Source organism: Streptomyces malaysiensis subsp. malaysiensis (assembly GCF_040653035.1).
Classification (GTDB): Bacteria; Actinomycetota; Actinomycetes; order Streptomycetales; family Streptomycetaceae; genus Streptomyces; species Streptomyces malaysiensis.
Genome location: NZ_JBEZNG010000008.1, coordinates 85,018 through 105,835, shown reverse-complemented (window position 1 = coordinate 105,835; position 20,818 = coordinate 85,018). Strand labels below are relative to the sequence as shown.

Here is a 20,818-nt window from a genome sequence, read left to right as displayed (position 1 = left end):
GGCCCGCGCGGGTCAGGCGCCCTCGACGCGCTTCTTCAGGCCCGCGAGCGCGCGGTCGATGATGACCTTCTCGGCCTTGCGCTTGATCATGCCCAGCATGGGGATCTTGACGTCGACCGTGAGCTGGTACGTCACCTCGGTGCTCTTGCCGCCGTCGCGCGCCGACAGCCGGTAGGAGCCGTCGAGGGTGCGCAGCATCTGGGACTTGACCAGGGACCAGTTGACCTGGTCGGCTCCGGTCCAGCTGTACTGGAGGGTGTAGTCGTCCTTGATCGCTCCGGCGTCGAGCAGCATCCGCACCTGCTCGGCCCGCCCCTGGGCGTCCTTGGTGAGGATGTCGGCCTCCTTCACCTCACCGGACCACTCCGGGTAACGGTCGAAGTCGGCGATCACCTCCATCACGTCGGCCGGGGCCGCCTCGATCGTGATGCTCGAGCTGGTGTGTTCCGCCATCGCCGTGGCTCCTCCGTACCGGTCCGCCGCATGGGATCCCTGCCGGTGCAGGCTACCGCGCGCCGGTCACCACTCCAGGGTCCAGGGGGTGCCGGAGGATGCGAAGTGTCCGACATTGACGCACTCGGTGGCGCCGATCCGCATACGGCGGGCGAGCGGCTGATGGACATGGCCGAAGAGGGCGTACTTGGGACGGACGATGTGGATCGCCTCCAGCAGGGCCGCGCTGCCGCGCTCGAAGCGGCGGGCGACGGTGTCGTAGCAGAGGTCGGGCACCTCAGGGGGGATATGGGTGCAGATCACGTCGACCGCGCCGAGGGCCGCGATCTTCGCCGCATAGGTCTCGTCGTCGATCTCGTAGGGGGTGCGCATCGGGGTGCGCAGCCCGCCGCCCACGAAACCGAAGACCAGCCCGCCGATCTCGACGCGCTCACCGTCGAGGACGGTGGTGCCGGACTGGGCGTATTCCGGCCACAGCGACGGCATGTCGACATTCCCGTAGGTGGCGTATGTCGGGGTGGGGAACGCGGCGAAGAGCTCGGCGTACTGGCGGCGGACCGCGGACTCTATGGCCGCGTTGCGGTCGAGCCCCGCCCACAGCCGGTTGCCGAGCTCCCGGGCCTCCTCGAAGCGGCGGGCGGTGCGCAGCTCGACCAGCCGGTCGGCGTTCTCCTCCCCGAAAAGGTCGGGGAAGATGCCACGTGAGTGATCGGCGTAGTCGAGGAAGAGGACGAGGTCGCCGAGGCAGATCAGGGCGTCGGCACCGTCACCGGCCTTCTCGAGGTCCTCACTGTTGCCATGCACGTCACTCACCACGTGGACTCGCATGCGTGTCACCCTAAGACGTAAGGGCCCGCGCCCGTAAGGTGTTCTGCCTGCACCGCCCCGCGTCCACCTGCGGTTCCTCAGCGGACGCGGCTTCCGTCGACTAGTCTGCGGACAGCGTGAAGGCGGTGTGTGACGCATCAAACATCTGGGCTGGAACCCCTATCCCGGAAGCGTACCGATGGGTAACGTCCGGGCCGTCCATCACCCCCCATGCCCTGTAGCGGCGCCGGCGCCCCATGAGGAGCAGCAGTCTTGCGCGAGTTCAGCCTTCCGGCCCTGTACGAGGTTCCGGCCGACGGCAATCTGACGGATCTCATCCGCCGCAATGCCGCACAGCATCCCGATGTCGCCGTGGTCGGCCGCAAGGTCGACGACTGTTGGGAGGACGTGACCGCGACCGCGTTCCTGGCCGAGGTCCGCGCCGCCGCGAAGGGTCTGATCGCGGCCGGGGTGGAGCCGGGCGACCGGGTCGGCCTGATGTCCCGGACCCGCTACGAGTGGACCCTGCTGGACTTCGCCATCTGGAGCGCGGGCGGGGTCACCGTGCCGGTGTACGAGACGAGTTCACCGGAGCAGATCCAGTGGATCCTCAGCGATTCCGGCGCGGTGGCGGCCCTGGTCGAGACCGGCACCCATGAGGCCGCCGTCGAGGCGGTCCGGGACACCCTGCCCGGTCTGAAGCACGTCTGGCGGATCGAGGGCGACGCCATCGGCACGCTGCGCAAGCTGGGCGCGGACGTGGCCGACGAGAAGGTGGACGAGCGCTCCTCGATCGCCACCGCCGACTCCCCCGCCACCATCGTCTACACCTCGGGCACCACCGGCCGTCCCAAGGGCTGTGTGCTCTCGCACCGCAGCTTCTTCGCCGAATGCGGCAACGCGGTGGCGCGGCTCAAACCGATCTTCAACACCGGTGAGTCGTCGGTGCTGCTCTTCCTCCCCGAGGCGCATGTCTTCGGCCGCCTGGTGGAGATCGCGGCGGTGCTGGCGCCCATCAAGCTCGGCCATGTGCCGGATGTGAAGTCCCTGACCGACGAACTCGCCGCCTTCCGGCCCACCTTGGTGCTGGGCGTGCCGCGCGTCTTCGAGAAGGTCTACAACTCGGCGCGGGCGAAGGCCCGCTCCGAGGGCAAGGGCAAGATCTTCGACAAGGCGGCCGAGACCGCCATCGAGTACAGCAAGGCGCTGGACGCCCCCGGCGGGCCGTCCCTCGGGCTCCGGTTCAAGCACAAGGTCTTCGACCGGCTGGTCTACAGCAAGCTGCGGGCCGTGCTGGGCGGCCGGGCCACCCACGCCATCTCCGGCGGGGCGCCGCTGGGCGAGCGGCTGGGCCACTTCTACCGGGGCATCGGCTTCACGGTGCTCGAGGGGTACGGCCTGACCGAGTCCTGCGCGGCGACCACCTTCAACCCCTGGGACCGGCAGAAGATCGGCTCGGTCGGGCAGCCGATGCCGGGCACGGTGGTGCGCATCGCCGACGACGGCGAGGTGCTGCTCCACGGTGAGCACCTCTTCACCGAGTACTGGAACAACGAGGCGGCCACGGCAGAGGCGCTGTCGGACGGCTGGTTCCACACCGGGGACGTTGGCACGCTCGACGAGGACGGCTATCTCACCATCACCGGCCGGAAGAAGGAGATCATCATCACCGCGGGCGGCAAGAACGTCGCCCCGGCGGTGATCGAGGACCGGATCCGCGCCCATGCCCTGGTCGCCGAGTGCATGGTCGTCGGCGACGGCCGTCCCTTCGTGGGCGCGCTGGTCACCGTGGACGAGGAGTTCCTGCCGCGCTGGGCGGCCGAGCACGGCAAGCCCGAGGGTGTGACGGTGGACGAGCTGCTGGAGGACCCGGAGCTGCTGGCCGAGATCCAGCGGGCGGTGGACGACGGCAACGCGGCGGTGTCCAAGGCGGAGTCGGTGCGCAAGTTCCGGGTGCTGGCGGCGCAGTTCACCGAGGACTCCGGGCATGTGACGCCCTCGCTGAAGCTGAAGCGGAACGTGGTGGCGAAGGACTTCGCGGCGGAGATCGAGGCCCTCTACCGCGGCTGACGGCGGCGGGACGACCGTCCATCAAGGCTCACGACGGCCCGGGGCACGCCCCGGGCCGTCGTCACAGCAGCGACTTCAGCCGGTCGGCCAGCAGATCCCAGCGCCAGCGCTCCTCCACCCAGGCGCGCCCCCGCTCGCCCATGCGGTGGCGCAGCTCGGCGTCCTCCAGCAGGGTCACGACGCGCTCGGCGCTCTGCTCGGCGGAGCCGCCCCGTACGACCCAGCCGGTCTCCCCGTCCAGCACCGCGTCCGGCGCCCCGCCCGAGTCCCCGGCGACGACCGGCAGACCGGTGGCGGACGCCTCCAGATAGACGATGCCGAGGCCCTCGACGTCCAGCCCGCCGCGGCGGGTGCGGCAGGGCATGGCGAAGACGTCACCCGCGCCGTAGTGGGCGGGCAGCTCCTCCCAGGGGACGGGGCCGGTGAACCGCACCGACTCGGCCACGCCCGTGGTCTCCGCGAGCCGCCGCAGATCCTTCGCGTACGGCCCGCCGCCGACGATCAGCAGCACCGCGTCCGGGACCCGCTTCAGGATCCGTGGCATGGCCTGGATCAGCGTGTCCTGCCCCTTGCGCGGCACCAGCCGGGAGACGCAGACCACGACGGGCCGCCCGGCGAGGCCCAGCCGGGCCCGGATCTCGTCGCCGCCGGAGCCGGGGTGGAAGGTCTTCTCGTCCACACCGGGCGGGAGTTGGACCATCCGGGCGGCGTCCTCGGGGTCGAGCGCGGCGGCGATCCGGGAGCGGGTGTACTCACCGAGATAGGTGAGGGTGTCCGTGGCCCCGCCGATCCGCCGCAGCAGCCCCCTGGAGGCGGGCAGCTGCGCCCAGGCGGCCTCGTGGCCATGCGTCGTGGCCACCAGCCGCCGCGCCCCCGCGGCGCGCAGCGCGGGGGCCATCAGCCCGAGCGGCGCGGCGGCTCCGAACCACACCGCGGTGCAGCCGTGCTCGCGCAGCAGCGCGGCCGCGCGACGGGTGACGCGCGGGGTGGGCAGAAGCATCGTCGTCCGGTCCCGGACGACCGGATACGGCTGCTCGGCGTCGAAGCGGGCGGTGGCCTCGGCGCCCTCCCGGCCGCGCTTCCAGGTGGAGGCGTAGACGACGATCCGGTCCGGGTCCAGGCGCAGCGCGATGTTGTGCAAAAACGCCTGGATGCCGCCGGGGCGGGGCGGAAAGTCGTTGGTCACGAGCAGCGTCTTGTCCATCGTGGCCGACAGTACCGGGTGCGGTGGCGCACCCGCTCGCGCCCGGCCCCGCGCCCCGGGCGGCGCTCAGGCCAGCTCGGCCGCCACGTACTTCCGCCACAGCGCCGTGAACTCCGCCAGGCTCACGCCCAGCACCTTCCGCAGCGCGGACTCCACCGCCCCCGAGCGCTCGGGCGCCCGGCCCACCGCGCGGTAGAAGTCGACCAGCTTCCGCTCGCCCCACCGGTCCGCGATCAGACGGCAGGCGAGCCAGCCCTGCTCATAGGCGCGGGAGAGCCGGTCGGGGTCGCTGCCGAAGCGGAAGTCGTCGTCGCGCGGGAGCGCGGCGGGCAGCCGCCCCGCGGCGACGGTGTCGGTGAGTTCGGGGGCGATATGGCGGGGGGTTCGGCCGGGGGTGCGATAGCCCACCCAGTCGGCGAAGCCCTCGGAGAGCCAGAGCGGGGTGGAGGCGCTGGTGGCGGTGCGGGTGGCGACATGGGCCGTCTCATGGGTGATCACGACGCGTCGGCCGAAGTCGCCGAGGACCTGGTACGCCTCGGGGTTGACGATCACACGGTCGGCGGGCGCCTCGTCACCGGCGCCGCCGACCTCGCCCGTGGTGACGGCGGCGATCCCGCGGTAGCCGTCCGCCGAGGCGCCGAGCAGGGCCGCCATCCGGCCCAGGGAGGCGGGCACCTCGACCACGACGCGTCCGGCCCACTCATGGGGCCAGACCTGGCCCAGGACGGGCACCGCCCGGTCCGCGATGCCGGCGAGCGCGCGCAGCACCCGCCGGTCCTGGCCGACGCCGAGGACGAGGCTGTGGGCGCCGCGGACGACGTCGACCGTGCCCTGGTCCCAGAGCTGCTCCATACCGCGCTTGCCGTTCACCACCCCGTCGTCGGAGGCGACGTACCACCGCCCGTCGCGCCGGGCGAGGGTCAGGTACTGGGCGGAGACGACCAGCGCGGTGTCGTATCCCCTGAGCCGGTACCGGAGTTCGACCTGCGCGGCGAGGCTGCGGCCGCCGACCGGCGCGGTCCGGAAGCCGCCGGTGCGCACCAGGCGGTAGCTCCAGGAGCGCAGCGGTACGGCGGCCATCTGCCGGAACACCCGGCGCTGCTCGGCCAGGTAGCGGGTGGCGCCGCGGTCCACGGTGGCCAGGAAGGCGTCCGTGTCCCGCTCCCGGACCGCCGCGGCCCGCTGGTCCAGCATGCGCTGCACGGCCCGGCCGTCGCGCCCCTCGGGGTCGTCGGGGGCGGGAGCCGGGCCGCAGCCGCTCAGCGCGGTCAGCGAGAACGCGCCCACCAGCGGCAGGCACAACAACGCCCGCCATCCGCCCGACCTCCAACGACCCGCCACGTCTTAGATCGTACGAGTCCGCGCGCCGGCTTCAGACGCGTGTGATGGAAGAGATCGGCAACATGCCGACGGGGTCGTAGCGGACCCGCGCCCCGGGGTAGGGGGCGTGGATCACCTGTCCGTTGCCCGCGTACATGGCCACATGGCTGGCGTCGGAGCGGTAGACCACCAGATCGCCGGGGCGGGCCTGGGACAGCGGCACCGGCTGCCCGGCGTGCGCCTGGGCCTGTGAGGTGCGCGGAATGGCCACCCCGGCGCGGGCGTAGGCCCATTGCATCAGCCCGGAGCAGTCGAAGGCGGTGGGACCGGCCTGGCCCCATGCGTACGGCTGCCCCACGGCCGCCCGTGCCGCGCCGAACGCCGCGGAGGCCCACCCCGAGGAGGGCGCGGCGTCCGGCCCGCCGTTCAGGCCGCCTGAGAGCTCGTCTGAGCCGAAACCGGGGCCGGTACCGGGGCCGGTCCCGGAACCGCGGCCGGGGAGGGCGCCGGGCGGCAGCCCCGCGAGGGCATCGGCCTCCCGTCCGCCCGCCCGCGAGGCGCGCCGCGCATAGGTCTCCCACTCCCCCGGCGGCAGCGCGTTCACCAGCCGCCGCGCCGTGGCCAACCGGCGCTGGACCGCCCGCTTGTGGCGGGCCACGGCCCGACGGCTGTGCTCCAGCCTCACCAGCTTGGCCGCGGCCTCCGCGCGCTCCTGCCGCAGGGTGCGCTGTGCGCTCTGGAGCACTCGCAGCTGGGCCGCCTGGCGGTTGCTGATCCGCTCCAGCGTGGCGGCCCGGTCGAGGTAGTGGTCCGGGTCCCCGGAGAGCAGCAGGGCGAGCGCCGGGTCGATCCCGCCGGTGCGGTACTGCCCGCCCGCGAGCGCGCCGAGCGCCGCCCGCATCCGGTTGACCCGCCCCTGGCCGCGGGCGACCCGGTCCTGGACCCGGTCGACCTGGCGGCGCAGGGCCCGGGAGCGCGTCTCGGCCGCGTTGTAGCGCTCGGTGGCCCGCTCCGCCTGGGTGTAGAGCGTGGTGATGCGGTCGCCGACGGACCGGGCGGACGGATGGCCCGCCGGGTCATGCGGTTCGGCACCGGCGGGCACGGCGGACAGCGCGGCGACGGAGGCCACCGCGGCCGCCGAGGCGGCGGTCCATACGGTGACCCGGCCGGACCCGGGTTTCGCGACGCGGCGACAGGACGCCATGGGAAGCCGCACTCCCTTCCGCAGTGTCGGGCGAGAACTGCGGGCAGACAGTAGCCGTGGGGCTACCCGCGATCCAACGGCCGAGGGTGCGGACATGACTGACGCCCCGCCGACTGACGCAGGTCACCGGCGGGGCGGGGGATCAGCGAGTGCGCTGGAGATTCGCCCGAAAGGATGGCCCTTGGGGCGGTTTGAGACCCGTTTTCCGGCTCCGGATCAGACCCGGACGCCGAACTGGAACGGCATGTTGTCCATCGACTCGTAGCGCACACCGGCACCCGGCTTGGGCGCGTGCAGCACCTGGCCGTTGCCCGCGTAGAGACCTATGTGGTGCAGGTCGCCGTAGAAGAGCACCAGGTCGCCCGGCTTGAGCTCACCGCGGCCTATGCGGCTGCCGGCGTTCGCCTGGTCCTGGGAGATGCGCGGCAGCTGCACCCCGGCCTGCTGGTAGGCCCAGCCGGTGAGTCCGGAGCAGTCGAAGGAGGACGGACCGGTCGCGCCCCAGACGTAGGGGAGGCCGATCTTCGTCTTGGCGGCCGCGAGCGCGGCGGCGGCACGGCCCGACTCGGGCACCTCGTTGCCCAGGTCGACGCGCTGGTTGGAGCGGTTGGCGCGCTCCGCGTCCTGGGCCGCCAGCTTGGCGCGCTCCTTGGCGGTCAGGGTGTTGAGGAGGTTCCGGGCCTTGGACAGCTTGCCCTGGATCTCGTCCTTCTTCTTGCCGAGCGCCTTACGGGTGTCGGCGAGGTCCTGGAGCTTGGTGGACGCCTCTTCGCGCTGCTGCTTGAGGGTGCGCTGCTTGTCGGCGATCTTCCGCAGGGACTCGGCCTGCTTGCCGCTCAACTGGTTGAGGGTGGACGCCTTCTCGAGGTAGGTGTCCGGGTCGGAGGAGAGGAGCAGCTGTACCGAGGGGTCGATCCCACCGGAGCGGTACTGGGCGGTGGCCATCGCACCCAGGCCGTCGCGCAGCTTGTTCAGGTCCTCCTGACCGCGCGCCACCTTGTCCTGGAGGTCGCCGACCTGCTTCTCCAGCTTCTCCTGCTTCTCCTTGGCGCCGTTGTACTTCTCGGTCGCCTGCTCCGCCTCTTCGTAGAGCTTGTCGACCTGCTCCTTGACGTCCTTCTTGTCCTGCTTCGGAGCGGCCTGGGCGGCCTGGGAGGTGAGCGCGACGGCGGCGGCCGCGGTCGCGGTGAGAACGGTTACCCGAGTGCGGCTCGGCTGCTTGGGTCGACGGTGGGACGCCACGAAGGCGAGCTCCTTCTTCCTCCAGCCGCCTACCGGGAGTTGTGGGGTTGCGAAACCCCGGCTCCGCGACAGGGCGCGGACTCGGCGGTACCTCCGCTGTCACCCCGGATGGGTGATCAACCGCGCGAAGGTTCGAGCTGACCATAGTGACCCCGCCGTGATCCGTTCAAATCCCGACGGCAAAAAAGTCGCTCCGCAAGCGCATCTTTTACAAACATCACACGGGCAGTGATGACCGATCGACGCTCCGCTGATGCCGGAAGTGGTTCGGGTCAGACTTCTGAAGTCATTCGGGCACGGAAGCCCGGAACCGGGATACAGGGGATACACGGGATACGCGGGATAGCGGGATAGCGGGATAGCGGGATACGCGGGATGCACGCACAACCCGGATACGGCGCCACCCGTGGTTCAGGTGCGGGCAAGTCGCTTCAGCAGCAACGCGGATGCCACGGGACGCGCTCCGGCGCGTGCCACCCCGTCGGCCACCTCTCGGTCGGTGGACACCACCACCACCGGCCGGCCCGGCGGCTCGGCCCGCACCAGCTGCCGGATCAACTCGTCCGCCGTCACCCCCGGCTTGCTGAACAGCACCCGCACCCCGCGCGGCGGCGCGAGCAGCACCGGCGCGGCCAGCTCCGCCCCGTCGAAGACACATGTCATCTCCGCGCCCGTCTGGGCCGCGAGCACCGCGAGACCGCCCAGCAGCCGCAGCCGCTGCTTCTCCAACGGCATCGTGGGGTAGCCGGTCTTGGTGACGTTGTAGCCGTCCACCACCAGATGGGCCTGCGGCAGCGCGAGCAGCTGGTCCAGCAGCGCCGGGTCCATCTCCGACAGCGCCCTGGTCGCTATGTCCTTCGGCGTCATCTTCCCCGGCTCCACGGCGTCCACCGTGTCCGCCGGGCGCATCGACGCGGGCGGCAGGGCCAGTTCGCGCCGCAGCCCCTGCGCCGCGTCCAGCACCGTGTCCAGCAGCAGTCGCAGCCGCATGTCCTCCACGCTGCGCCCCTCGCGCACCGCCCGCCGGCTGGCCTCCAGCGCCGACTCCGCCTCCCCGAGCCGGGCTCGCAGCCGCCGCGCCTCGGTGTCCGCGGTGGCCTGGCTCGCGGCCGCCTCCGACCGTACGGACTCCAGCTCGGCCTCGAGCTTGCGCAGCGCGGCCGCGCCACGCTTCACATCGCTCTGCGCGCTGCGCAGCTTGCGCTGGAGCACGTCGTTCTCCTTGCGGGCCGTCTCCAGCTCGGCGCGCGTCCGCTCCGTCTCGTGCCGGATGGCCGCCTTGGCCTCGGCGAGTTCGTCGCGCAGCCGCTGGAGCTCGCGCGCCGCCTCCTCGCCGGCCCGCTCGGCGGAGGCCCGCTGGGCCTCCTCGCCCGCCGCCTCGACCAGCTTGACCCAGCCCGCCGGGCGCAGCACATACGCCACCGCCGCGACATCCACCGGATCGGCCGCCGCGGGCGGCGACCCGCCCTCGATCGCCTCGGCCAGCTCCCGCTGGGCCTCCCGCAGCCGTCCCGCGATCCGCTGCCGGAAGACGGGGTCGCTCTCCACCGCGGCGGCCATCGCGTTGCCCGCGAACTTGGCGCGCCGGGTCGGGGTGAAACGGGCGTACTGCCGCAGCTGGGTGGGCAGCTCGGTGACCGTCAGACCGCCGAAGGCGTCCGCGACCAGCGCCACCACACGCCGTCGCACCCCTTCCGGCAGGGGGCGGTCCAGCGCCTCGGTGACGCCCTCGGCGTCACCGGCCGCCCCGGGGTCACCGGTCCGCTCCACCACCTGTCACCGCTCCGTTCTCAGGCGCTCTGGCCGGCGCTCGGGCGATCCACGAGCTCGATCTGATCGACCGCGTTGCACCAGCGGCAGCGCACTGACTCAATGCTCTCACCGAGCACCTCGCGTTCCTCGACTCTGGGTTCCCCGGCCAGGTCGAGATGCACATACTCCACGGCTCTGGTCGCGCGGGTCACATCGAACCGGGTGAGATTGCCGCAGAGCGTGCAACGCCAGCGGGTCTGGGCGGTCGGCAGGGGCACGGCCATGGTGCGGTCCTCGCTTCTCGGCTCGTCGGCGGCGTCCTGTAACCCTACGGCCTGAGCCCTGGCCCGCGCCGGGGCCCGTCTCCCGCCCGCGGCCACGGGGAGCGCGGCGAGGCGCTCTGTGGAGGTTGCGTCCGGTACGGAATGATCTGACCATGATCGAGACGTCGTCGGGGCCCGGCCGCCCCTGGATGGCGGGGCCCGGCCGCCCGTGGATGACGTACGGCCTGATCGTCAGCTGCTGCCTGATCTTCGTCCTCGGACCGGCCTCGGGGCTCAACCCCGGCTATGGCTCGGGCGGGCGGCTGGTGGAGGCCCAGTCCACGTACTTCGAGCGCTGGGGCGTGGTGCCGAGCGCGCTGTGGAGCGGCGCCCCGGACCAGCCGCTCGCCCCGCTGACCGCGCTGTTCGTGCACGGCAACTGGCTGCATCTGCTCGGCAACATGCTGTTTCTCTACGTCTTCGGGGCGATGACCGAGGAGCGGATGGGACGCCTCCAGTTCGCCGCCTTCTACCTCGCCACCGGCTATCTGGCGCTGCTCGGCTACGCCGCCGCGCACGCCGACTCGGCCCAGAGCCTGGTGGGCGCCTCCGGGGCCATCTCCGGGGTGCTCGGCGCGTTTCTGTGGCTGTTTCCCCGGGCCCGGGTGACCAGCCTCTTCCCGTTTCTGCTCTTCCTCCCGCTGCGCTTCCCCGCCTGGGCGGTGCTGATCTTCTGGGTGGCCCTCCAGTGGCTGGCCGCCCGGCAGGCCGACGACCGCCCGGGCGTGGCCTATCTCGCCCATCTCGTGGGCTTCACCCTCGGGTTTCTCTTCGCGTGGGCCCGATTCGGGCGGACGGCTAGAGTGGGCGGCGCAGCCCGGGCCAGTGAGGGAGAAAGTCAGCCGTGATCACTTCGATCGTGCTCATCAAGACCAACGTGGACCAGATTCCGGAGACCGCCGAGAAGATCGCCGCGATCGGCGGTGTGAGCGAGGTCTACTCGGTCACCGGCGCGCACGATCTGATCGCGATGGTGCGGGTGGCCCGGCACGACGACCTCGCGGACATCATCACGGGCGAGATCAGCAAGGTGCCGGGGGTGGCCTCGACCGAGACCCACATCGCCTTCCGTACGTACTCGCAGCACGACCTGGAGGCCGCGTTCGCGATCGGTCTGGACGGCTAGGGGAACCGGGGCTCCGCCCCGGACCCCGGGGGCTGAGGGCGAAGCCCCTGCCACGCGGCGGAGCCGCGCCGTAGACCCCGTAGGGCCCGGCCGCGCCCGAACGCTCGGGCCACAGGTCCGGAATCCTCAGCCGCGGTCCGGGACGCAGCGGCCGTCCTCGGTGCGGTAGCTCCACCGGGCCCCGTCGCGCACCAGCTCCTTCACGGCGCCGACGAACCGCTCCACATGCTCGTCCGGGGTGCCCGCCCCGAAGCTGACCCGGATCGCGTTCAGCGCCCGCTCCCCCGGCGCGGCCTCGGGCGCACCGCACTCGCCCGGCTCGTCGGGCTCGCTGTCCAGCAGGGTGCGGACCAGCGGATGCGCGCAGAAGAGCCCGTCGCGTACGCCGATGCCGTACTCCGCGGAGAGCGCCGCCGCGAAGTGGGAGCTGTTCCAGCCCTCCACCACGAACGACAGCACCCCGACCCGGGGCGCGTCGTCGCCGAACAGCGAGAGCACCCGCACCTCGGGCACCTCGGCCAGCCCCGCCCGCACCTTCTCGATCAGCTGCCGCTCACGGGCGACCAGCCCCTCGAAACCGGCCTCGGTCAGCGCCTTGCACGCCGAGGCGATCGCGTAGACCCCGATCACGTTCGGCGAGCCCGCCTCGTGCCGGGCGGCGGTGGTGTGCCACTCGACGTCGACACCGCCGTCGTCCCTGCGGGCCACCTTACGGCTGGCGCCGCCGCCCGCCAGATACGGCCGGGCCTCCCGCAGCCAGTCCGCCCGCCCGGCCAGCACACCGGCCCCGAAGGGCGCGTACAGCTTGTGCCCGGAGAAGGCCACCCAGTCGACGTCCGCCTCCGCGATGTCCACGGGGTGGTGCGGGGCCAGCTGCGCGGCGTCCAGGACGATACGGGCGCCATGCGCGTGCGCGGCCGCGGCCAGCTCCCGCACCGGCCACAGCTCACCGGTCACATTGGACGCGCCGGTCACACAGACCAGCGCCGGGCCCCCGGAGCGCCCCGCGAGCGCCCGCTCCAGCGTCTCCACCGCCTGCCGCGGGGAGCGCGGGGCGCTGAGGTAGCGGACGGTGAGGTCCGCCCGCTGCTCCCACGGCAGCAGCGAGGCATGGTGCTCGGTCTCGAAGACGTAGACCTCGGTGCCCCGCGGCGCCACGGCGGCCAGGAGGTTGAGCGAGTCGGTGGTGGAGCGGGTGAAGACGACCTGGTCGTCCTCGCGGCAGCCGAGGAAGGCGGCGACGTCCTTACGGCTGTTCTCGAAGAGGTCGGTGGACAGCTGCGAGAGATAGCCCGCCCCGCGGTGCACGCTGCCGTAGTAGGGCGCGTAGGCGGCGATGTCGTCCCAGACCCGGCGCAGCGCGGGGGCGCTGGCGGCGTAGTCGAGCGCCGCGTAGGTCACCTCGCCCCCGGTGACCAGGGGCACCAGAACGTCGCTGCCCAGCACGGGCAGCGGCTCACAGGCGGCGACGGAGGAATCGGCGGAGGCGGAGGCGGAGGCGAGGGCAGAAGGGCGCACGGACATGGCGAAGTCTCCCGTAAGGGTCGAAGGAATGCGTGCCGCGCACGGGGACGGCGACGAGCCGGCCGTCGGGGCGCGGAGAGGACGCTCGACGCACGGCGGACACCGCGCGGAGCAGGAGAGAAACGGGCCGTCCGGCCCTAGCGCATTCGCTGCATCACGGAAGAGCTCCCTCGACCACCAGGACCCCTAGTGCGAGGGGTCCGCGCTTGCCGCCGGCCTCGCTGCCTGGCGGCCTGGTCATCACCCGGGGCACCCCGCCACGGACGGAGGGTTGCCGGACAGCGGGCCGGGGCCGTAGTCGCTGTCGCTCGTGACCTGGGCAGGAGTATGCCATGTCCTACGGCGGTGCCCATGCCCTGTCCGTATCCCGGACAGAACATGGGCACCGTGACCGACGGCGGAGCGCTCAGGCGTGGGTGGCCCGTACCCACCGCTCCAGGACGTCGCGCGCCGCGCCCGAGTCGATCGACTCGGCGGCCCGCGCGGCGCCCGCCGCGATCCGGTCCGCCAGAGGCTTGTCGCCCGGCTCCGGCTCGAGCGCCACCAGCGCCGCCGCCGAGTTCAGCAGCACCGCGTCCCGGACCGGGCCCTTCTCGCCCGCCAGCAGCCTGCGGGCCACATCGGCGTTGTACGAGGCGTCAGCACCGCGCAGGGCCTCGATGGGGGCCAGTGCGACGCCCGCGTCCCGGGGGTCGAAGGTCTCCTGGCGCACGGCGCCGCCCCGGACCTCCCACACCTGGGAGGTCGTGGTCACGGTGAGCTCGTCCAGCCCGTCGTCGCCGCGGACGACCAGCGCGGAGGAGCCCCGCTCGGCCAGCACACCGGCGATGATGGGCGCCATCCGGGCGTCGGCGACCCCGGTGGCCTGGCACTTCACCCGCGCCGGGTTGGTCAGCGGGCCGAGCAGGTTGAACGGGGTGGCGACGCCCAGCTCACGGCGGGCCGAGGCGACATGCCGCAGCGACGGATGGAACTTCACCGCGAAGCAGAAGGTGATCCCCGCCTCCTCCGCGACCTCGACCACCCGCTCTGGGCCGATGTCCAGATTGACGCCCAGCTTCTCCAGCACATCGGAGGCGCCGCTGGCGGAGGACGCGGCGCGGTTGCCGTGCTTGACGACCCGCGCGCCGGTACCGGCCACGACCAGCGCGGACATGGTGGAGATATTGACGGTCCTGGCGCGGTCGCCGCCGGTGCCGACGATGTCCACGGTCGCCCCGGGCACCTCGATCACCCTGGCGTGCTCGTACATGGCCCGCACCAGACCGGCCACCTCGGAGACCGTCTCGCCCTTGGCGCGCAGCGCGATCGCGAATCCGGCGATCTGGGCGTCGGTGGCCTCGCCCCGCATGATCCGGTCCATGGCCCAGGCGGTGTCGTCCACGTCGAGGTCACGGCCGGCGATCAGCGTGCTCAGTACGTCCGGCCAGGTGCGGGCCGTCGCGGTGCTGTCGCCTCCGGCGGTGGTCACAACGTCCATGGTCCGCTCCTGGATCCGTGGGGTGGGCAGGGAAGGGGTCCGCGCACTTCAGCGGCCCGTCGGCAAGCCTATCGGCAGCACGGCCGGGGCCCCGGCCGGACCGTGCGGTCCGGGCCGGGGCCCTGGTCTGTGGCGTAGCTGTATGAAGAAACCGGTCGCTGGAGGGGCTCCGGGAGATCAGTGGTGGCCGTGGCCGCTGGTGATCTCGTGGTACTCCTCGCGGGTCGGCTTCGGAATGACGTTGTCCTCGCCGTAGTAGCCCTTGGAGAGCTTCGAACGGAGCTTCTGAGAAGGCTTTATCTTCTGCTTGACCCCGTTCTCGTCGACCGCGGGGCCGATCTCGTAGGGCTCGGGCTGGTCGTGCTGGGTGAGCGTGTGCAGCTGCTCCTGCGAGAGCGGCTCGTGGACCTCGATGAACTCACCGTGCGGCAGCCGCTTGATGATGCCGGTCTCCCGGCCGTGCAGCACCTTGTCCTTGTCGCGCCGCTGGAGGCCGAGGCAGATCCGCTTGGTGGCGATGAACGCCACCACCGGGCCGACGAAGAAGCCGATCCGCACGAACCAGGTGATCGCGTTGATCGACAGCTGGAAGTGGGTGGCCCACAGGTCGTTACCGCCACCGACCAGCATGATGAAGTACGCCGTCAGCCAGGCGACGCCGAAGGCCGTACGGGTCGGGGCGTTGCGCGGGCGGTCCAGGATGTGGTGCTCACGCTTGTCGCCGGTGATCCAGGACTCGATGAACGGGTAGAGCCCGATCGCGAAGAGGACCAGCGGGAAGAGCACGATCGGGATGAACACGCCCAGGACGAGCGTATGACCCCAGGCGGTGATCTCCCAGCCCGGCATCACCCGGACCAGACCCTCGGCGAAGCCCATGTACCAGTCGGGCTGGGCGCCGGTGGACACCTGGTCAGGACGGTAGGGACCGATGGTCCAGACGGGGTTGATGGTCGCCACCGCGGAGAGGACCGCGATCACACCGAAGACCAGGAAGAAGAAGCCGCCCGCCTTGGCCATGTAGACCGGCAGCAGGGGCATGCCCACGACGTTCTTCTCGGTCTTTCCGGCGCCGGGGTACTGCGTGTGCTTGTGGTAGAAGACCAGGATCAGGTGCGCCACCAGCAGGCCGAGCATGATGCCCGGCAGCAGCAGGACATGGACCGGGTAGAGCCTCGGGATGAGGTCCATTCCGGGGAACTCGCCGCCGAAGACGAACATCGAGATGTAGGTGCCGACCACCGGGATCGACAGGAACACACCCTCGATGAACCGCAGACCGGTACCGGAGAGCAGGTCGTCCGGGAGCGAGTAGCCGGTGAAGCCGGTCATCATGCCGAGGAAGAACAGCAGGAAGCCGAACAGCCAGTTGATCTCACGCGGCTTGCGGAAGGCGCCGGTGAAGAACACGCGCATCATGTGCGTGAACATGCCGCAGAGGAAGACCAGCGCGGCCCAGTGGTGGATCTGCCGGATCAGCAGACCGCCACGCACCTCGAAGCTGATGTCCAGCGTCGAGGCGAACGCCTCGGACATCTTGACGCCCTGCATCGGGACGTACGGCCCGTGGTACGTGACCTCTTCCATGCTGGGGTGGAAGAACAGCGTCAGATACACACCCGTGAGGATGATGACGATGAAGCTGTAGAGGCAGACCTCGCCCAGCATGAAGGACCAGTGGTCCGGAAAGATCTTGCGCATATTGGCCTTGGCCAGGCTGTAGACCCCCAGCCGGCCGTCGGCCCAGTCCGCGACACGCTCCCCCGCGGGCGCTTTGCCGCGGCGCTGCGCGCCGCTGTCGCTTGCAGTACTCATCCGCGCTCCCAGTAAGCAGGACCGACGGGCTCCGGGAAGTCGCCCATGGCTTCGAGGTACCCCTGGTCATTGGCCCTGATCCGCAGCTGCGGCAGTGCGTGACCGGCCGGACCGAAGATCACTCGGCCACCGTCGGAGAGATCGAAGGTCGACTGGTGGCAGGGGCACAGGACGTGGTGCGTCTGCTGCTCATAGAGGTTGATCGGGCAGCCGACGTGGGTGCAGATCTTGGAGAACGCGACGATGCCCTCGTGCGACCAGTCCAGTTCGCGCTTGTCCTTGATGTTCTCCGGCTGGAGCCGGACCAGCATCAGGGCCGCCTTGGCGATCTCCGTCTGGAAGTCGTGCTGGTCCTCGCTCATGCCCTCGGGCATGGCGAAGGTGAGCGAGCCGACGGAGATGTCCTCGGGGCGCAGCGGCTGCATGGTGTTGTAGTTCATCAGCCGCTTGCCCTTGGCCCACTTGGTGTGCCGCAGCTTGGTGCCGGGCAGCGGACCGAGGTCCCGCAGCAGCACGATGCCGGAGAGCGGCACCAGCGCGAGCGCGCCGAAGAGGGTGTTGCGGGCCAGCTTGCGCCGCCCGAAGCCCGACTCCTTGGCGCCGGTGCTGAACTCCTCGAGGACCTTCGACTTCACCTCGGGGTCGGCCTCGATGGGGTGCCGCTCGTCGGCGATCTCCTCATCGGACATCAGGGTGCGGGCCCAGTGGACCGCGCCCGCGCCGATGGTGAACAGCGCGATGCCGAGCGTCACTCCGAGCGCGAAGTTGAGCGCGCTGATGTGCCCGATCGGGAAGACGTAGATGTACCTGTCGACCGGGATCGCCACATACGCGGCGATGAAGGCGATCGTGGCCACCATCGAGACCGTGAAGAGCAGGGCGACGGTGCGCTCGGAGCGCTTCGCGGCGCGCTCGTCGATGTCCTGCTTGCGGTGCTCGTGCGGGGGCAGCCCCGGGTCGGCGAACGGGTCGTCGACCGGCCTGACGGCGCTCTCGGCCCCCCGTGCCTCCGGCAGCTTCTCTTCTGCTTCTGAAATCTCGTGGCTACTCATGACTTCTTGGCCTTTGCGGTCCGGGCTGCGACCCAGATGGTGAGGACGATCATCGCGCCCATACCGAAGATCCAGCCGAACAGACCCTCACTCACCGGGCCGAGCCCGCCGAGCTCGAGACCGCCGGGGCTCTTGCTCTTGTCGCTGTTGACCGTGTCGAGGTACGCGATGATGTCCTGCTTGTTCTTCTCCGGCATCACGGTGTCGGGGAAGGAGGGCATGTTCTGCGGGCCGGTCTGCATGGCCTCGTAGAGATGCTTGGGGCTGACTCCGTCGAGGGCCGGTGCGTACTTGCCGTTGGTCAGGGCACCGCCCTTGCCGCCGAAGTTGTGGCACTGCGCGCAGTTCGTACGGAAGAGCTCCCCGCCCTTCGCCACATCCGCGCCGTCCGGGCTGTACTGGCTCTTGGTGGGCGTCACCGGACCCGCACCGAGCGAGGCGATGTAGGCGGCGAGCTGCTCGATCTCGGCGTCTGAGTAGATCTTCTTCTTCTTCGGCACCTGGGCGCCCGGCTGCTGCGCGGGCATACGACCGGTGCCGACCTGGAAGTCCACGGCGGCGGAGCCGACGCCGACCAGGCTCGGGCCGTCAGAGGTCCCCTGACCGCCCGTGCCATGGCAGGTGGCGCAGCCGACGGCGTAGAGCTTCTTGCCCTCCTCGATGGCGAGGGACTGGGCGGAGCTGTCGTCGGCCTTCGCCTCGCTCGGCGAAAACGCGGCGTACAGCCCCCCAGTGACCGCCAGCGCGAAGAGTAGGACGACGAGCGCAGCCAGCGGATGGCGCCGTCGTGCGGAGAGCTTTTTCACGGATTACCCCGGTGTCAGGATCTTCTGCGTCGATGCTGTTAAGGACGTGGTTCCGGTGCGGTGACCGGCTTACTTGATCATGTAGATCGTGGCGAAGAGGCCGATCCAGACGACATCGACGAAGTGCCAGTAGTAGGACACGACGATGGCCGCCGTCGCCTGCTGGTGGGTGAACCTCTTGGCCGCGTACGTCCTGCCCAGGACCAGCAGGAAGGCGATCAGGCCGCCCGTCACATGCAGTCCGTGGAAGCCGGTGGTCAGGTAGAACACCGATCCGTACGGGTCGGAGGAGAGCGAAAGCCCGTCCTTCTTGACCAGCTCGGTGTATTCGAAGATCTGACCGCCGATGAAGATCGCGCCCATGATGAAGGTGATCACGAACCAGGAGCGCAGCTTCTTCACATCGCCACGCTCGGCGGCGAAGACGCCGAGCTGGCAGGTGAGGGAGGAGAGCACCAGGATCGTCGTGTTCGTCGCCGAGAACGGGAAGTTCAGCGAGGACGCCATTTCCTTCCAGTGCTCGGCTCCGGTCACCGATCGCAGGGTGAAGTACATCGCGAAGAGGGCCGCGAAGAACATCAGCTCGGAACTCAGCCAGATGATGGTTCCGACGCTGGTGAGGTTCGGCCGGTTGACCGACGGGTGCGCGTGCCCGGTTTCTACTGCTGTTGCTGTCGCCACGACCGACATTATGTCGGTCGCTTATCCAGCCCTCACTCCCGGGGGTCCCGTTCGGAGTGTCAAGGGCCGCGTCAAGGACATCGACCCTGCTCGTCGGGGCTCTTGCGGACAGTCCCTCGAAGGAGGGAGAGATCCGTACGCCCCCTCCTCCGGACGGCTGTACGGGAGTAGCATCCGCCCCAGGAGCCCGGCAGATCACTTACTTCGTCCGGAGGTCATGATGCGCCCGATCGCAACGGTGCTGGTCTACAGCGATGACGCGAGCACCCGCGAACAGGTGCGCCTGGCGGCCGGGCGGCGGCCCGCCGCCGATGTGCCGCCGGTGGAGTTCGTGGAGTGCGCCACCCTCCCGGCCGTTCTCTCGGCGCTGGAGGACGGCGGTATCGACGCCTGTGTGCTGGACGGTGAGTCGGCGCCCGCGGGCGGGATGGGCGTCTGCCGGCAGATCAAGGACGAGATCTTCCGGTGTCCGCCGGTGCTGCTGCTCATCGGCCGCCCGCAGGACGCCTGGCTGGCCACCTGGAGCCGTGCGGAGGCCGCGGTCACGCATCCGGTGGACCCGCTGGCCCTGGCGGACGCGCTGGCCGGGTTGCTCCGCAAGCGGCTCTCGGTGGACGCCTGACCTCACCGTCCTTCCTCTCCACTGCTCAGACCTGAGGACGCAGCCGGGCGGAGTCGGCGGGGGTGGCGTCGGGCTGGCCGGCCGCGACGGCGCTGCCCTTGCGCCAGTCCGCCCAGGCCATGTTCCAGTCGCCGTAGCCGTTGCCGAACGGCGCCATGTCCTCTCCGTTGCTGTTCACCACCTGGACGATGTCACCCAGGCGCACGGTGTTGAAGAACCACTCGGCGTTCGCCGTGCTCATACCCGTGCAGCCGTGGCTGACGTTGGCGGCGCCCTGTGAACCGGTGGACCAGGGCGCGGCATGGACGTATTCACCGCTCTTGGTGACCCGGGCGGCCCAGTAGACCATCAGGTCGTAGGAGCCCGCGCCGAGCCCGATGCTGGCGCCTGTCATCCGTACGGCGGACTCCTTGGCCAGGACCACCTTGATGCCGTTCCGGGTGTCGAATCCGGGCATACCGGTAGTGATCGGGATGGTCCGGATCGGCACTCCGTTGCGTTTCACCGTCATCTGGTGGGTGCCGGAGTCGGTGAGGGCCTCCAGTCGGTCGCCGGTGGTCAGCCGCAGCGACTTGGCCTCGCCGCCGTAGAGCCCACCGCCGATCCTGATGCCCTTGAGGTTGGAGTGCACCGTGATGGTGGCGTGGGCGGGCCAGTACTCCTGCGGGCGGTAGTGCAGGGTGCGGCTGTCCACCCAGTGCCAGACACCCTCCACCGCGGGCCGTGAGTCCACCTTCAGGGCGCGCTCGATCACGGCGCGGGCCTTGGGGTCCTTGACGGGCCGGCTCAGCTTGGCCGTGACGGGCTGCCCCACCCCGTACTCCCCCGCCTTGGGGCCGAAGGCGACCTTCAGCAGCCGACGGGCGGAGCTGGTGGTGAAGTCGACGGTGCGGCGGCCCGGAGCGCCGTTGGAGTCCTCCGTGGACACCTTCAGCGTGTAGTGGGCTCCCGCGGCCAGTGGCACGGTGCTGCGCCAGTGCTTGCCGTCGTCGGCCAGCTCACCCCGGACGTAGCGGCCCGCGGCGTCGGTGGCCGTGACATCCGTGATCCGGCTGTCGTCGCCCTTAGCCGTCACTTCGAGCGGCTTGTCCGGGTCGGCCTTGCGGCCGTCGCCGTCGCCGCTGAACGAGATCTGGTCGGCGGCGTCGTACGGCTTGGCGGACAGGGGGTCGGGGGATCCCCCGCATCCGCTCAGACCCGCTATCAGCGGCGCCACCAGCAGGGCGCAGGTCAGCGCCGCCCGGCTTCGCGGTGATCGAAATGTGTGGCTCATGAACCCAACGTAAGAACGGTGTCCGGGAACGGCGCGCGGAGTGAGGCAGCGGAGTGAACCGGCG

At 70.8% G+C, this 20,818-nt stretch carries 19 protein-coding genes and 1 riboswitch; of the genes, 4 read left to right on the top strand and 15 right to left on the bottom strand.

Translation table 11 applies throughout. The features are described 5' to 3' along the window. Positions 1-12: 12 nt before the first annotated feature. Together AB0E24_RS18265 and AB0E24_RS18260 are read right to left on the bottom strand one after the other, a co-directional pair. Positions 13-453, bottom strand: coding sequence for an SRPBCC family protein (locus AB0E24_RS18265; protein ID WP_020872024.1), 441 nt, complete (start codon positions 451-453; stop codon positions 13-15). 66 nt (positions 454-519) lie between these two features. Next, a complete protein-coding gene (locus tag AB0E24_RS18260) occupies positions 520-1,281 on the bottom strand; it encodes a metallophosphoesterase family protein (protein WP_359378183.1) in 762 nt (253 codons plus the stop codon). 252 nt (positions 1,282-1,533) lie between these two features. On the opposite strand from AB0E24_RS18260, the gene AB0E24_RS18255 reads away from it, so the two are divergent. After that, positions 1,534-3,330 carry an AMP-dependent synthetase/ligase gene (locus AB0E24_RS18255; RefSeq protein WP_359378179.1) on the top strand — a complete coding sequence of 599 codons (1,797 nt, stop codon included), beginning with the start codon at positions 1,534-1,536 and terminating at the stop codon, positions 3,328-3,330. A 61-nt stretch (positions 3,331-3,391) separates the two neighbouring features. Here AB0E24_RS18255 and AB0E24_RS18250 read toward each other — a convergent pair whose 3' ends face one another. The 6 genes from AB0E24_RS18250 to AB0E24_RS18225 all read right to left on the bottom strand — a co-directional run bounded on the left by AB0E24_RS18250 (position 3,392) and on the right by AB0E24_RS18225 (position 10,336). After that, positions 3,392-4,534, bottom strand: a complete 1,143-nt coding sequence (locus tag AB0E24_RS18250; RefSeq protein ID WP_102934331.1) for a glycosyltransferase family 4 protein — start codon at positions 4,532-4,534, stop codon at positions 3,392-3,394. 66 nt (positions 4,535-4,600) lie between these two features. Then, positions 4,601-5,875, bottom strand: coding sequence for a hypothetical protein (locus tag AB0E24_RS18245; RefSeq protein ID WP_435865294.1), 1,275 nt, complete (start codon positions 5,873-5,875; stop codon positions 4,601-4,603). 31 nt (positions 5,876-5,906) lie between these two features. Beyond that, entirely contained in the window at positions 5,907-7,058 is a 1,152-nt protein-coding gene (locus AB0E24_RS18240; protein ID WP_102934333.1) for a C40 family peptidase, read from the bottom strand. A 216-nt stretch (positions 7,059-7,274) separates the two neighbouring features. Beyond that, on the bottom strand, positions 7,275-8,300 hold the full coding sequence (locus tag AB0E24_RS18235; protein WP_069869337.1) for a C40 family peptidase: 1,026 nt from the start codon (positions 8,298-8,300) through the stop codon (positions 7,275-7,277). Between the two features lie 411 nt (positions 8,301-8,711). Further along, positions 8,712-10,073 (bottom strand): NYN domain-containing protein, encoded by a 1,362-nt coding sequence (locus AB0E24_RS18230; protein WP_079257306.1) that lies wholly within the window; start codon positions 10,071-10,073, stop codon positions 8,712-8,714. A gap of 17 nt (positions 10,074-10,090) precedes the next feature. Then, positions 10,091-10,336 (bottom strand): hypothetical protein, encoded by a 246-nt coding sequence (locus tag AB0E24_RS18225; protein WP_069869335.1) that lies wholly within the window; start codon positions 10,334-10,336, stop codon positions 10,091-10,093. Positions 10,337-10,488: 152 nt separating this feature from the next. Here AB0E24_RS18225 and AB0E24_RS18220 point away from each other — a divergent pair, with 152 nt between their 5' ends. Continuing rightward, the gene (locus tag AB0E24_RS18220) at positions 10,489-11,223 is read left to right on the top strand and encodes a rhomboid family intramembrane serine protease (protein ID WP_359378174.1); all 735 of its coding nucleotides are present in this window, start codon (positions 10,489-10,491) and stop codon (positions 11,221-11,223) included. Continuing rightward, positions 11,220-11,501, top strand: a complete 282-nt coding sequence (locus AB0E24_RS18215; protein WP_093702459.1) for an Lrp/AsnC ligand binding domain-containing protein — start codon at positions 11,220-11,222, stop codon at positions 11,499-11,501. Before AB0E24_RS18220 ends, AB0E24_RS18215 begins: the two co-directional genes overlap by 4 nt. 126 nt (positions 11,502-11,627) lie before the next feature. On the opposite strand, the gene AB0E24_RS18210 is transcribed toward AB0E24_RS18215, so the two are convergent. The 6 genes from AB0E24_RS18210 to ctaE form a co-directional block, all read right to left on the bottom strand. Further along, positions 11,628-13,025: an aminotransferase class V-fold PLP-dependent enzyme gene (locus AB0E24_RS18210; protein WP_359378170.1), complete on the bottom strand. Its 1,398-nt coding sequence runs from the start codon at positions 13,023-13,025 to the stop codon at positions 11,628-11,630. Between the two features lie 197 nt (positions 13,026-13,222). Then, a riboswitch (SAM riboswitch) is annotated at positions 13,223-13,341 on the bottom strand. A 90-nt stretch (positions 13,342-13,431) separates the two neighbouring features. Further along, positions 13,432-14,505: an anthranilate phosphoribosyltransferase gene (trpD, locus tag AB0E24_RS18205; RefSeq protein WP_069869331.1), complete on the bottom strand. Its 1,074-nt coding sequence runs from the start codon at positions 14,503-14,505 to the stop codon at positions 13,432-13,434. A gap of 177 nt (positions 14,506-14,682) precedes the next feature. Next, complete coding sequence (qcrB, locus tag AB0E24_RS18200; RefSeq protein ID WP_069869330.1) at positions 14,683-16,320, bottom strand: cytochrome bc1 complex cytochrome b subunit; 1,638 nt, start codon at positions 16,318-16,320, stop codon at positions 14,683-14,685. After that, complete coding sequence (qcrA, locus tag AB0E24_RS18195; protein ID WP_079257310.1) at positions 16,317-17,372, bottom strand: cytochrome bc1 complex Rieske iron-sulfur subunit; 1,056 nt, start codon at positions 17,370-17,372, stop codon at positions 16,317-16,319. The genes qcrB and qcrA overlap by 4 nt, the downstream gene beginning before the upstream one ends. Continuing rightward, a complete protein-coding gene (qcrC, locus tag AB0E24_RS18190; RefSeq protein WP_069869328.1) occupies positions 17,369-18,178 on the bottom strand; it encodes a cytochrome bc1 complex diheme cytochrome c subunit in 810 nt (269 codons plus the stop codon). The genes qcrA and qcrC overlap by 4 nt, the downstream gene beginning before the upstream one ends. A 69-nt stretch (positions 18,179-18,247) precedes the next feature. Beyond that, positions 18,248-18,868 carry an aa3-type cytochrome oxidase subunit III gene (gene ctaE, locus AB0E24_RS18185; RefSeq protein WP_069869327.1) on the bottom strand — a complete coding sequence of 207 codons (621 nt, stop codon included), beginning with the start codon at positions 18,866-18,868 and terminating at the stop codon, positions 18,248-18,250. Positions 18,869-19,079: 211 nt separating this feature from the next. Here ctaE and AB0E24_RS18180 point away from each other — a divergent pair, with 211 nt between their 5' ends. After that, positions 19,080-19,481 (top strand): hypothetical protein, encoded by a 402-nt coding sequence (locus tag AB0E24_RS18180; protein WP_069869326.1) that lies wholly within the window; start codon positions 19,080-19,082, stop codon positions 19,479-19,481. A 25-nt stretch (positions 19,482-19,506) separates the two neighbouring features. Here AB0E24_RS18180 and AB0E24_RS18175 read toward each other — a convergent pair whose 3' ends face one another. Continuing rightward, positions 19,507-20,754 (bottom strand): L,D-transpeptidase, encoded by a 1,248-nt coding sequence (locus tag AB0E24_RS18175; protein WP_359378162.1) that lies wholly within the window; start codon positions 20,752-20,754, stop codon positions 19,507-19,509. Positions 20,755-20,818: the final 64 nt, after the last annotated feature.

Excerpts from the sequence above, each read along its gene's own strand:
- qcrB (WP_069869330.1), bottom strand. The coding sequence starts at position 16,320 with ATGAGTACTGCAAGCGACAGCGGCGCGCAGCGCCGCGGCAAAGCGCCC.
- AB0E24_RS18250 (WP_102934331.1), bottom strand. The coding sequence starts at position 4,534 with ATGGACAAGACGCTGCTCGTGACCAACGACTTTCCGCCCCGCCCCGGC.
- AB0E24_RS18180 (WP_069869326.1), top strand. The coding sequence starts at position 19,080 with ATGCGCCCGATCGCAACGGTGCTGGTCTACAGCGATGACGCGAGCACC.
- AB0E24_RS18210 (WP_359378170.1), bottom strand. The coding sequence starts at position 13,025 with ATGTCCGTGCGCCCTTCTGCCCTCGCCTCCGCCTCCGCCTCCGCCGAT.
- qcrA (WP_079257310.1), bottom strand. The coding sequence starts at position 17,372 with ATGAGTAGCCACGAGATTTCAGAAGCAGAAGAGAAGCTGCCGGAGGCA.
- AB0E24_RS18260 (WP_359378183.1), bottom strand. The coding sequence starts at position 1,281 with ATGCGAGTCCACGTGGTGAGTGACGTGCATGGCAACAGTGAGGACCTC.
- AB0E24_RS18240 (WP_102934333.1), bottom strand. The coding sequence starts at position 7,058 with ATGGCGTCCTGTCGCCGCGTCGCGAAACCCGGGTCCGGCCGGGTCACC.
- ctaE (WP_069869327.1), bottom strand. The coding sequence starts at position 18,868 with ATGTCGGTCGTGGCGACAGCAACAGCAGTAGAAACCGGGCACGCGCAC.
- AB0E24_RS18175 (WP_359378162.1), bottom strand. The coding sequence starts at position 20,754 with ATGAGCCACACATTTCGATCACCGCGAAGCCGGGCGGCGCTGACCTGC.
- trpD (WP_069869331.1), bottom strand. The coding sequence starts at position 14,505 with ATGGACGTTGTGACCACCGCCGGAGGCGACAGCACCGCGACGGCCCGC.
- AB0E24_RS18220 (WP_359378174.1), top strand. The coding sequence starts at position 10,489 with ATGATCGAGACGTCGTCGGGGCCCGGCCGCCCCTGGATGGCGGGGCCC.
- AB0E24_RS18225 (WP_069869335.1), bottom strand. The coding sequence starts at position 10,336 with ATGGCCGTGCCCCTGCCGACCGCCCAGACCCGCTGGCGTTGCACGCTC.
- AB0E24_RS18265 (WP_020872024.1), bottom strand. The coding sequence starts at position 453 with ATGGCGGAACACACCAGCTCGAGCATCACGATCGAGGCGGCCCCGGCC.